Source organism: Pseudomonas sp. RIT-PI-AD (assembly GCF_025642785.1).
Taxonomy (GTDB): domain Bacteria; phylum Pseudomonadota; class Gammaproteobacteria; order Pseudomonadales; family Pseudomonadaceae; genus Pseudomonas_T.
Genome location: NZ_JANZKU010000004.1, coordinates 266,404 through 277,724, shown reverse-complemented (window position 1 = coordinate 277,724; position 11,321 = coordinate 266,404). Strand labels below are relative to the sequence as shown.

The window sequence follows — 11,321 nt, the reverse complement described above, 5'->3', positions numbered from 1 at the left end:
ACAGCTTGGCGCCCAGGATCGGGTTCACCGGTTGGCCCACCGCCGGGGAGCAGGACGACGGCTGATCGGCCATGCCTACCGCGGTGCTGCCGACGAACACGTTGGGCGAGCCGGTGACGATGTACTGGCCCGCCACCTCGTGACCGATATGCGAGACCGGAAGGCCGGCTGACTCTGCCATGAGTAAAGAATCCTTGTTCGAACGCGCTGAATAATGAGGCGCGCCATAGTAACGGCTAAGACGTAATCGATTTGTGTAGTGCGTCGAGAAAATGCCATCACTGTGACTTCGTCCGCGATTGTCCGGTAACGGCGAACGCTGTTTTCGCCGATCCGGCGTTTATCCGTCGGCGATGGGCTCGGAGGATAACGGCCTTCCAGGAACCGTTCGCCCCAGGCGAACCAAGGGAGGAAATCCGTAGATGTCTGCTTTCGAACACGAGGCGATCGCCCGCCGGGTATTGGACGAGTTGTTGCCCTATCGCCGTCGCTATCCCGAATCCCGCGCCGAACAGGCCGCCGACGAAGCGCGTCGGGTGGCCGAGGTGCAGTTGCCGCGAATCGCCGCCTTCGTCGCCGCGGGATCGCCCATCGAATTCGTGCTGCCGGCGTTCCCGGCCAAATCGCCGAACCCGGGCAAGGTGCTGCATCAGTTGCCGGACATGGCCGAGCGGTTGTCGCTGTCGTTCCTCAACCACCTCTGCCAGCGCATCCAGTTGTTCTATCCGCCGGGGGCGCATCTGAAGGTCTGTTCGGACGGGCGGGTGTTCGGCGATCTGGTAAGGATCGGCGACGGCGCCATCAGCGCCTATCAGGACGCGCTGGCGCGGCTGATCGACGAACTCGGCGCCACCCACATCGGCGTGTTCAACCTGGAGGACGTCGAGGCCTATGCCGGCCATGGCGACGACCACGACTGGCTGCGCGAGCGCTTGATCCAGGAGCACGCCGAGCCGCTGGAGCGGGTCCGCGAGACCCTGATGGCGAGCGACGAGGGCGTGGCGTTGTACCGGGCGATCACCCGCTTCCTGCTGGAAGACGGCCTGACCCCCGACTACGCCGGGTCGAAGACCGCACTCCAGCGCGATGCCAAGGAGCGCGCGGTGGGGGTGATCCAGCGCAGTTGGGCCTGGGGCGGGCTGCTGGCCGAGCGCTTCCCGCAGGCCATCCGGTTGTCGATCCATCCGCAGCCGGCCGACAGCCTGAAACTGGGCATCCACATGTTGCCGACCCGCGACGACTGGCTGACGCCCTGGCACGGGGTGGCGGTGAACACCGCCAATCGCTTCGTGCTGATGAAGCGCAGCGAGGCTCAGGCGCTGGATGCCGAACTGGTGGAGATCAACGGCCAGCCGAGCCACTACCGCCTGCGTGGCCAGGCTCAGGCGCCGCGCGTTGCCCTCGGGGAGGCGACGCTATGAGCGGGCTGTTCGAGCAGCGCCTGGTCGAGGCGAGCGCATTGCCCGGCGAGGCAGGGCAGGTACCGGAGTTCGGCGTGCTCCTGCGGCCCCGGTCCGCCGGCATGCACGTGGGCGAATTGCCTACGGAGTGGTTGAAGAGCCTGGCGCGCTTGCATCACCTGGTGCTGCTGCGTGGCTTCGAGGGGTTTTCCGACGCGCAGGGGCTGACCGACTACTGCGCCCACTTCGGCGAGATCATGCAGTGGCCGTTCGGCGCGGTGCTGGAGTTGCGCGAGCAGGCCGACGCGGAGGATCACATCTTCGCCAGCAGCTACGTGCCGCTGCACTGGGATGGCATGTACCTGGAGCGGGTGCCGGAATTCCAGGTGTTCCAGTGCGTCGCCGCGCCGGGCGGCGGGCAGGGCGGCCGCACCACCTTTTCCAGCACGCCGCTGGCGTTGCGCCTGGCCGATGCCGACAGCCGCGCGCTGTGGGCCCGTGCCTCCGGGCGCTACCGGCGTTCCGCGGCGCACTACAGCAGTGTGGCGCGGGCGCCCATCCTCGAGCGTCACCCGCAACGGGGATTTCCGCTGCTGCGTTTCTGCGAGCCGCCGATCGAGGGCGATGCCAGCTTCATCAATCCGTCGGAGTATCGCTTCGAGGGCATCACCGAGGAGGAGCGGGCGGCCTTACTCGCCAGCCTGCGCGGCGCGCTCTACGACCCGCGGGTCTTCTACGCCCATCGCTGGCAGACCGGGGACCTGGCGATCACCGATAACTTCAGCCTGCTGCATGGTCGCGAGGCCTTCACCTCGGGTTCCGAACGGCATCTGCGCCGCGTGCACATCCATGCGTCGCCGGCCTGGCTGAATCCCCATCGGCTGGCGCCCGACGCGGATGCCGAGGGAGGGGCGAGCGCATGAGCCTGATGAACGCAGCGGCCTACCTCGACAGCCTGCGCGACGGCCGCCAGGTCTACCTGGACGGCGAGCCGGTGGCCGACGTGACCGAGCACAAGGGGTTCCGCAACGCCGCGCGCAGCATCGCCGCGCTCTACGACGCCCTGCATGGCGAGGCGCGCGATACCTTGACCTGCGACGACGCGTTCGGCCAGCGCACCCACCGGTTCTTCACCCCGGCGCACTCGGCCGCCGACCTGCTGGCGTCGCGCGAGGCGATCCGCCTGTGGTCGCGGATGACCTACGGCTTCATGGGGCGGACGCCGGACTACAAGGCGGCCTTCATGTCCGGGCTGGCCATCGGCGCCGACTACTACGGCGAGTTCGCCGACAACGCGCGGCGTTGGCACCGCGCCTTCACCGGCCAGGGGCTGTTCCTCAACCACGCGATCATCAATCCGCCCCTGGACCGCAGCAAGGCCATCCACGAGATGCGCGACGTGTTCGTCCACGTGGTGCGGGAGACCGACGCCGGCATCCTGGTCAGCGGCAGCAAGATGCTCGCCACCGGCAGCGCCCTGACCAACGCCACCTTCGTCGCGCCGGTCGCCTCGGCCTTGCTGGAGGAAGGCAAGGCCGAGGATTTCGCCCTGGTGTTCTTCGCCCGCATGGACAACCCGGGACTGCGCCTGCTTTGCCGGCCGTCCTACGAGGCGCGGGCCAGCAGCCCCTTCGACTACCCGCTGTCCAGCCGCTTCGACGAGAACGACAGCGTACTGGTGTTCGAGAACGCGCTGATCCCCTGGGAGGACGTGCTGGTCTACCGCGACCGCGAGCGGGCCACCGGCTTCTACGCCGCCTCGGGGTTCGCCAACCTCTACAACTTCCAGTCGGGCATCCGCCTGAGCGTGAAGCTGGAACTGATGATCGGCCTGCTGTCCCTCGGCGTGCGCGCCAACGGCACCCAGGGTTTCCGCGGCATCCAGGCGGCCCTGGGCGAGCTGATCGGCCTGCAGCACCTGTTGCAGGCGCTGACCGCCGCCATGGCCTGCGACCCGGAGCGCACCGCCGCCGGCGCCTGGGTGCCCAAGCTGGAATACGCCTCGGCGCTGCGCATCCAGGTGCCGCAGATCTGGAAGCGGGTGCGCGAGCTGCTGGAAACCGCCCTGGGCGGCTCGCCGCTGGTCACGGTGTCCGCCGCGGCCGATCTGCTCGACCCGCAGGTGCGCGCCCTGGTGGACACCTATTACCGTGGCGCCAAGCTGCCGCCCGAGCAGCGCCTGAAGCTGTTCAAGCTGATCTGGGATGCCACCGGCAGCGAGTTCGGCGCCCGCCACGCGGTGTACGAAAGCCATTACTCGGGCAACGCCGACCAGATCCGCCTGGATGCGTTGAACTGGGCGCGGCGTCGCGGCCACCTGGGCGCGTGCGAGGACCTGGTGCAACGCTGCATGGCCGACTACGACCTCGAAGGCTGGACCGGAGGGCCCTGGCGATGAGGGTGCGCCAAGGCGTGAGGCATGCGCGCGGCACCGGGTTCGCGCTTCTCCTGCTGCTGACAGGCGCCCAGGGCGCGGAAAGCGACGGCCCCGACCCCGCGCGGATCGCCCTCGGCCAGGCGGTGAACCAGCGGGCCTGTGCCCGTTGCCATGCCGACGACGGCAATGGCGGCGCCACACCGGTCAAGGCCTATCCCAAGCTGGCCGGGCTCGACGAGGCCTACCTGTACAAGCAGATCCTCGACCTCAAGGCCCATCGCCGGCCGAACCCGGCCACCGATGGCCGTGGCGAGCGCCTGGAGGAACCGGAGGTGCGGGCGATCGCCGCCTTCTACGCCCGCCAGGCCATGACCCTCGGCGACCCCGACGGCCTCGACGAGGCCGCGCGCGCGCGCGTCGCCGCGCTGTTCCGCCAGGGCGACGCCGCACGCGGCCTGCCGCCCTGCGCCAGTTGCCACGGCGACGCCGGCGAGGGCCGGGTCGCCTTGCTGGCGCCGCGCCTGGCGGGACAGTGGAGCCCGTACCTGGCGACCCAACTGCGGCGCTTCCGCGACGGTTCGCGGCGCACCAGCGCGTTGATGGAGGGCGTCGCGCAGCGCCTGTCGGAGGCGGAGATCGAACCGCTGGCGGCCTATCTCGGCGGTTTGCACTGAATCAGGCGCTGCGCGCCAGGGGCTGGAAGGGTTCGCTGTCCAGGTGCTCGCGCAGCGAGTGGATGAACGCGCGGACCCGCGCCGGCATGTAGCGCGCCGAGGGGTAGAGGGCGTAGATGCCGCCCTGGGGCAGGTCCCAGTCCTCCAGCACCCGCACCAGCCGCCCGCTGGCCAGGTCGCCGGCGACCAGGAAGCTGGGCAGGATGCTCAGCCCGGCGCCGGCCAGCACCAGGCGGTAGACCGACAGGGTGGTGTTGGACAGCAGGCGCCCGCGGGTCTGGATCTCCAGGGCCTCGGCTCCGCGCCGGAAGGTCCAGTTCCAGGGGGTCGCCAGGCGGGTGTGGGCGATCCACTCGCACTCGGCGAGGTCCTGGGGCGAGCGTGGCCGGGGGTGGTCCCGGAAATACTCCGGCGCCGCCACCAGGGTCTGTTCGAAGCTCGCCAGCTTGTTCGCGTGCAGCCCCGAATCCTTCGGCCAGCCGACCCGCACCGCCAGGTCGATGCGCTGGCCGACCAGGTCGATCACCTGGTCGTCGCCGATCATTTCCACCTGGATCTTCGGGAAGCGCTTGATGAAGGCCGCGGCCACCTCGCTGATGTGCCACTTGGCGAAGTCCAGCGGGGCGGTGATGCGCAGGTGCCCGCTGGGCTCGTCGTGGCGGTTGCGCACGTCCACCAGGGCGCCGTCCAGCTCGCCGAGCAGGCGCCGGGCCACGTCGAAGAGCACGGCGCCGCTGTCGGTGAGCGCCATGCGCCGGGTGGTGCGGGTCAGCAATTGCGTGCCCAGGTTGGCCTCCAGACGGGCCAGTTGCTCGCTGAGCAGGGATTTCGACAGGCCCAGCGCCTCGGCGGCGGCGGTGAAGCTCTTGTACTCGACGACGGCGACGAACACGTACAGGTAATTGAGGTTGATGTGGCTGAGCCGTTCCATGGAGGCACTCATAGGGAAATCCTTGAACCGCCGGGGCGGCGGGCAGACGGTTGAAAAGACAGGGACGGCGCGGGCGCTCGCGCGGCCACGGCGAGCGCCCCACGGGCCGCCGGATGGCAAGGCGGCGACGGGCGCGCGCGTACCGCGCGAAGGCTCTGACCGGCACGGGGGCAAAGGTTCCGGCGAGCTGCCCCGGGCCGGCGGGAACTTCCGTGCGCGGCGAGGGTCAGCGTTGCCGCCGGAGCGCATCGCGCTCCGGCGTTGACGGCCCCGGCCGCGCGCTGTCCCGGCGTCCGGGCGGGTGTTATCGCAATGGTGGGAAGACCATGATCGAGATAAAGAACCTGACCAAGCGTTTCGCGCAGCACACCGTCGTGGACGACCTGTCGTTCCGCGTCGGGCAAGGAGAGGTGCTGGGCTTTCTCGGCCCGAACGGCGCCGGCAAGTCCACCACCATGAAGATGCTCACCGGCTTTCTCGCGCCGACGGCCGGTAGCGCCAGCGTCCTCGGTTTCGACGTCCAGCGGCAGACCCTGCAGGCCCAGCGGCGCATCGGCTACCTGCCGGAAGGCGCGCCCTGCTACGGCGACATGCGGGTGCGCGGCTTCCTCGAATTCATCGCCGAGGTGCGCGGGTTCCGCGGCGCGGAAAAACGCAGGCGGGTGGAATGGGCGGTGGCCCAGGTGGAGTTGGAGAGGGTCCTCGGGCAGACCATCGACACCCTGTCCAAGGGCTTCAAGCGGCGGGTCGGCCTGGCCCAGGCGATCCTTCACGAGCCGCCGGTGCTGATCCTCGACGAGCCCACCGACGGCCTCGATCCGAACCAGAAACACCAGGTCCGCGAGCTGATCAAGCGATTGGCGCGGGACAAGATCGTGATCATTTCCACCCATATCCTCGAAGAGGTCAGCGCGGTATGCACCCGCGCGGTGGTGATCGCCGCCGGCCGCCTGCTGGCCGACGGCACGCCGTTCGAGCTGGAGAGCCGTTCGCGCTACCACCAGGCGGTGACCCTGGTCGGCGACGCCGAGCTCGACCGTGCCGCCCTGGCGGCGTTGCCGGGGGTGGTCGGGGTGGAAGAGAACCCCCTCGAGCACAGCCTGACCCTGCTCGCCGCCCCGGGCGCGGTGATCTTCCCGCAGGTCAATCAATTGATCCACGCGCGCGGCTGGCATGTCCGCGAGCTGGACGTCGAGCGCGGCCGCCTCGACGAGGTGTTCCGCAGCCTCACCCGGGGGGAAGCCGCATGAGCCAGCTACCGGTGGTGTTCAAGCGCGAGCTGGCCAGCTACTTCGCCACGCCGCTCGCCTACGTGTTCATCCTGATCTTCCTGGTGCTGTCGGGCGTGTTCACCTTCTACCTGGGCGGCTTCTACGAGAGCAATCAGGCCAGCCTGACGCCCTTCTTCAACTTCCACCCCTGGCTCTACCTGTTCCTAGTGCCGGCGATCGCCATGCGCCTGTGGGCGGAGGAGCGCAAGTCGGGTTCCATCGAGCTGCTGATGACCCTGCCGATCACCCGCTTCGAGGCGGTCACCGGCAAGTTCCTGGCGGCCTGGGTATTCGCCGGGCTGGCGCTGTGCCTGACCTTTCCCATGGTGCTCACGGTGAATTATCTGGGGCAGCCGGACAACGGCGCGATCCTCACCGCCTACCTCGGCAGTTGGCTGCTGGCCGGCGGCTACCTGGCCATCGGTTCCTGCATGTCGGCGTTGGCGAAGAACCAGGTGATCGCCTTCATCCTCACGGTGAGCCTGTGTTTCCTGTTCATCGCCAGCGGCTTCCCGCTGGTGCTCGACGCCTTCAGCGCCTGGGCGCCCCAGGCGCTGCTGGACGCGGTGGCCTCGCTGAGTTTCCTGACCCGCTTCGAGGCGATCAGCAAGGGCGTGATCGACCTGCGCGACCTGCTGTATTTCCTTTCCCTGATCGCCGCCTGGCTGGCCGCCACCGCCGTGGTGGTCGACCTGAAGAAAGCCGACTGAGGACACGCCGATGAAGAAACTGATGCATTCCGGCGCCGGGCTGCTGCTCATCGCCCTGGCGTTCCTGGCATTCAACATGGTCTCCGGCCTGGCCCTCACCGGCGCGCGCCTGGACCTGACCGAGCAGAAGCTCTACACCATTTCCGACGGCACCCGGCAGATCCTCGGCCAGCTCGAGGAGCCGATCAACCTGTACTTCTTCTACTCCGACAAGTCCGCCAAGGACCTGGTGGCCCTGCGCACCTACGCGCGGCGGGTGGAGGAACTGCTCAAGGCCTACGAACGGACCGCCAAGGGCAAGATCAAGCTGCACATCATCGATCCCGAGCCGTTCTCCGAGGAAGAGGACCAGGCCGCGGAGTACGGCTTGCAGGGCGTGCCGCTGCAACAGGGCGGCGATCAGCTGTATTTCGGCCTGGCCGGGACCAACGGCGTCGACGACACCCAGGTGATCCCGTTCTTCCAGCCGGATCAGGAGGCCTTCCTCGAGTACGACCTCAGCCGCCTGGTGCAGACCCTGTCCAAGCCCCAGCGGCCGGTGGTCGGTGTGCTTTCCGGGCTGCCCCTCAACGGCGGCTTCGACATGGCCACCCAGCAGCCCGGCGGGCCCTGGATGGTGATGGAGGAAATCCGCCAGATGTTCCAGATCGAAAGCCTGAAGGCCGACGTCGACCGCATCCCCGACCAGGTGTCGGTGCTGTTGCTGGTGCATCCCAAGCACCTGCCGCAACAGACGCTCTACGCGATCGACCAGTTCGTGCTGCGCGGCGGCAAGCTGCTAGCCTTCGTCGACCCCCTCAGCGAGGCGGACCCTGGCATGGGCATGCCGGGCGCCGAGGCGGCGGACCGCGCGTCGGACCTGGAGCCGCTGTTCAAGGCCTGGGGCCTGCGCATGCAACCGGGCAAGGTGCTGCTCGACGGTTCCTACGCCATGTCCGTGGGCATGGGCCGGGAACAGCGACCGGTGCGGCATGCCGGCTGGTTGAGCCTGCCCAAGCGCGCCCTCGACCAAGACGACGTGAGCACCGCCGGCCTGGAGAACCTGAACGTCGCCAGCGCCGGCATTCTCGAGCCCCTGGAGGGCGCCAAGACTCGCTTCGTCCCGTTGCTGCGCAGCTCGGAATACGCCATGCCGGTGGACGCCCAGCGCCTGGTGCAACTGGACGATCCCGAGGGGCTGATCCGTGACTTGCAGCCCACCGGCGAGCGCTACGCCATCGCCGCGCGAATCGCCGGTCCGGCACAGAGCGCCTTTCCCGACGGCATCGAGGGGCAGAAGGACGGGCTCAAGTCGACGGACACCATCAACGTGATCGCGGTCGCCGACACCGATCTGCTCAGCGATCGCATGTGGGTCCACGTGCAGGATTTCTTCGGCCAGCGGGTGCCGCAGCCCTGGGCGGACAACGCGGGGTTCGCGATCAACGCGCTGGATAACCTGAGCGGCTCCGAGGCGCTGATCAGCGTGCGTTCCCGAGGCCGCTTCAGCCGCCCGTTCGAAGTCGTGGACGCCTTGCAGCGCGATGCCGAGACGCAGTTCCGCGAGAAGGAGGAGGCGCTCAAGGCGCGCCTGGCCGAGACCGAGCAGAAGCTCGCCGCGCTGCAACAGAACCAGGACCCGGCCAAGGCCCTGGAGCTCACCCCGGAGCAGCAGGGCACCCTGCAGCAGTTCCTCCAGGAGAAGGTGCGCATCCGCAAGGAGCTGCGCGAGGTGAGCTACCAGTTGAACGCCAACATCGAAGCCCTGGGACGCGTGCTGAAGTTCGTCAACATCGCCCTGGTGCCGCTGTTGTTGACGGTCGTGGTCCTGGGATGGTGGGCATGGCGCCGCCGGCGCGCCGGCTGAGCCTGGGCAAGGGGCATGCGCCCCGGATTCGCAAGCGACCGCCGCCGGCGGTCGCGGGTTTCCTGTGAAGAGGGTGTTCGATGGGACGCAAGAGTCTTTCAATCCTGGCGCTGCTGGCGATCCTGCTGGTGGCCTGCTACGTGGCGTTGCAGCGGGACGAAAAACCCGCGCGGGTCGAGCGCGAGGCGCTGTTCCCCGGCCTGGCCGGGCAGCTCGCCGGCGTGCGCGCCCTGGAGGTCCGGCGCCCGGGCCAGCCGGAGGTCCGGGTACAGCGCGATGGTTCCGGCTGGGTGATGCCGGCCAAGGCCGATTACCCGGTGCGCGCGCAACCGGTGGCGGAAGTGCTGCGGGCTTTGCACGAGGCGCGCAAGGTGGAGGCCAAGACCGACAACCCGGCGTTGTTCGGTCGTCTCGGCCTGTCCGAAGACGGCGCCGTGGAGATGCAGGCGACCCGCCTGAGCCTGGAACGCGACGACGCGGCGCCCCTGGTGCTGCTGGTGGGCAAGCCGGCCCGCCAGGGCAAGGGGCAACTGGTGCGGGTGCCGGGCGAGACCCAGGTGTGGCTGATCGACCGCGACATCGAGCTGCCGCAGACCGAATTGGCCTGGCTGGACCGGCGGGTGGCGGCGGTTCCCTTCGCCAGCATCCGCCGGCTGGACGTGCGCCAGGCCCAGGCCGGGCGCCTGACCCTGCTGCGGGAGACCAAGGAACAGGCGAACTTCCGCGTCGAACAACTCACCGCGGACAAGAAGCTGCCCTCCGAAAGTGCCGCCAACGCCATTCCGGCGCTGTTCGCCAACCTGGAGTTCGCCGATGCCGCGCCCTTGCAGCAGCTGACCTTCACCAAGCCGGCGGTGCTCAGCTTCAGCCTGGAAACCTTCTCCGGCGGCCAGCTCAGCGGGCGCGTGCATGCCCAGGGCGATCAGTACTGGCTGGTCGAAGACAGCCGCGCGAACCTGGCCGATGGCGAGTGGCCCGGCCATTCCGACTGGGCCTATCGCCTGGAGCCCTATCAGTACCAGACCCTCGCCACCACCTTGCAGGGGCTGCTCGGCAAGTCCTGATGGCGGCTCCGGCGGCGCTCGCCTGACGGGCTCCGGGGCCCGTCGCGGCGCCTTCGGCGGATGCCCCGTTTTGCACCGCAGGCGACCCATAAAAGTGCGTGCAGCCCTAGAGCGGCGGCCCTTCCAGGCCTGGGCAAAAAAAGCTTTTCAGCCCCTGCTTCTGCTTTCATACTCCGGTGGCGGTCGCGTCGGAGACCTCATTCGAAATTCCGCCCAGGCTCACTCCGGCCGAGGTTGGAGCCAATAAGAAGAAGGTTTGCAACCGACCGTCGAGGCCTCTGTCCCCGGGGGAGGGGCAATCAAAAATTGCGAGTTGGAGACTGTGGTAATGGCTGATCGTGAAGTCGGAACCGTCAAGTGGTTCAATGACGCCAAAGGTTATGGATTCATCCAGCGTGAGGGCGGGGCGGACGTGTTCGTGCATTACCGGGCTATCCGGGGTGAAGGTCACCGGTCCCTGGTCGAGGGACAGAAAGTGGAATTCTCGGTGATCCAGGGCCAGAAAGGCCTCCAGGCGGAAGACGTTTCACGCGTCTGACGCCCGGCAAAAGGCCCGTCGCGACGGGCCTTTCCTCACAGCGGCGGCGATCGGTGCCGCGTTGGTCGACCTCGCCGACGGCTCAGTCGGTCCGCCAGATGAATTCCTGTTCGCCCTCGGCATCGATCCTGATCCAGCGATCGGCTTCCTCGGTGCCTTCCTCTTCGCTCCAGCCGCCCGGCGCGCAGCGCACTTCCACGCCCAGCGCGGCGAACGCCGCCCGTGCGCAGGCGCGGTCGTCGGCCCAGGGCGTGGCATCGCTGTCGATGAACAGGCTGTGCCACTTGCCCACTGCCTTGGGCAGCCAGGTCAGGGGAATCTCGCCCCCTTCGGCCTGCGCCGAAGTCTTGTACACCTGGCCTTGCTGGCGCCAGTCCGCGCAGGGCCCGAGGGCCACGCTGAGCCAGTCGGTGACGGCCCGGTGGTCGGCGTCCTTCAGGTAGATTTCGATATCCGGTTGGCGCATGGCGTCCTCGTGGTCGGTGGCGTGGGGCATGATGCCATGAAAGC

Annotated in this window: 12 protein-coding genes; 9 read left to right on the top strand and 3 right to left on the bottom strand. The window is 68.4% G+C overall.

Annotation, left to right across the window (positions count from 1 at the left end):
• A partial coding sequence (locus OGL92_RS05735) for a hypothetical protein (protein ID WP_263141514.1) occupies window positions 1-181 on the bottom strand: 181 nt, incomplete at its 3' end.
• A gap of 241 nt (window positions 182-422) precedes the next feature.
• Between OGL92_RS05735 and OGL92_RS05730 the strand changes: the two genes are divergently transcribed.
• The 4 genes from OGL92_RS05730 to OGL92_RS05715 are packed head-to-tail and all read left to right on the top strand — an operon-like array spanning window position 423 to window position 4,451.
• Window positions 423-1,421: an L-tyrosine/L-tryptophan isonitrile synthase family protein gene (locus OGL92_RS05730; RefSeq protein ID WP_263141513.1), complete on the top strand. Its 999-nt coding sequence runs from the start codon at window positions 423-425 to the stop codon at window positions 1,419-1,421.
• Complete coding sequence (locus OGL92_RS05725; RefSeq protein ID WP_276583767.1) at window positions 1,418-2,323, top strand: TauD/TfdA family dioxygenase; 906 nt, start codon at window positions 1,418-1,420, stop codon at window positions 2,321-2,323. The genes OGL92_RS05730 and OGL92_RS05725 overlap by 4 nt, the downstream gene beginning before the upstream one ends.
• Window positions 2,320-3,798, top strand: a complete 1,479-nt coding sequence (locus tag OGL92_RS05720) for a 4-hydroxyphenylacetate 3-hydroxylase family protein (RefSeq protein WP_263141512.1) — start codon at window positions 2,320-2,322, stop codon at window positions 3,796-3,798. The genes OGL92_RS05725 and OGL92_RS05720 overlap by 4 nt, the downstream gene beginning before the upstream one ends.
• Window positions 3,795-4,451 carry a cytochrome c4 gene (locus tag OGL92_RS05715; protein WP_263141511.1) on the top strand — a complete coding sequence of 219 codons (657 nt, stop codon included), beginning with the start codon at window positions 3,795-3,797 and terminating at the stop codon, window positions 4,449-4,451. The genes OGL92_RS05720 and OGL92_RS05715 overlap by 4 nt, the downstream gene beginning before the upstream one ends.
• Window position 4,452: 1 nt before the next feature.
• Here the strand turns inward: OGL92_RS05715 and OGL92_RS05710 are convergent, their stop codons facing one another.
• A complete protein-coding gene (locus tag OGL92_RS05710) occupies window positions 4,453-5,394 on the bottom strand; it encodes a LysR family transcriptional regulator (protein ID WP_263141509.1) in 942 nt (313 codons plus the stop codon).
• A gap of 314 nt (window positions 5,395-5,708) precedes the next feature.
• Between OGL92_RS05710 and OGL92_RS05705 the strand changes: the two genes are divergently transcribed.
• The 5 genes from OGL92_RS05705 to OGL92_RS05685 all read left to right on the top strand — a co-directional run bounded on the left by OGL92_RS05705 (window position 5,709) and on the right by OGL92_RS05685 (window position 10,811).
• Window positions 5,709-6,632: an ABC transporter ATP-binding protein gene (locus OGL92_RS05705; protein ID WP_263141507.1), complete on the top strand. Its 924-nt coding sequence runs from the start codon at window positions 5,709-5,711 to the stop codon at window positions 6,630-6,632.
• Window positions 6,629-7,363 carry an ABC transporter permease subunit gene (locus tag OGL92_RS05700; RefSeq protein ID WP_263141505.1) on the top strand — a complete coding sequence of 245 codons (735 nt, stop codon included), beginning with the start codon at window positions 6,629-6,631 and terminating at the stop codon, window positions 7,361-7,363. Before OGL92_RS05705 ends, OGL92_RS05700 begins: the two co-directional genes overlap by 4 nt.
• A 10-nt stretch (window positions 7,364-7,373) precedes the next feature.
• Complete coding sequence (locus OGL92_RS05695) at window positions 7,374-9,209, top strand: Gldg family protein (RefSeq protein ID WP_263141504.1); 1,836 nt, start codon at window positions 7,374-7,376, stop codon at window positions 9,207-9,209.
• An 80-nt stretch (window positions 9,210-9,289) separates the two neighbouring features.
• The gene (locus OGL92_RS05690) at window positions 9,290-10,273 is read left to right on the top strand and encodes a DUF4340 domain-containing protein (RefSeq protein ID WP_263141502.1); all 984 of its coding nucleotides are present in this window, start codon (window positions 9,290-9,292) and stop codon (window positions 10,271-10,273) included.
• A 328-nt stretch (window positions 10,274-10,601) separates the two neighbouring features.
• The gene (locus OGL92_RS05685; protein WP_263141499.1) at window positions 10,602-10,811 is read left to right on the top strand and encodes a cold-shock protein; all 210 of its coding nucleotides are present in this window, start codon (window positions 10,602-10,604) and stop codon (window positions 10,809-10,811) included.
• A gap of 82 nt (window positions 10,812-10,893) precedes the next feature.
• Here OGL92_RS05685 and OGL92_RS05680 read toward each other — a convergent pair whose 3' ends face one another.
• Window positions 10,894-11,277, bottom strand: coding sequence for a hypothetical protein (locus OGL92_RS05680; protein ID WP_263141497.1), 384 nt, complete (start codon window positions 11,275-11,277; stop codon window positions 10,894-10,896).
• Between the last annotated feature and the right edge of the window lie 44 nt (window positions 11,278-11,321).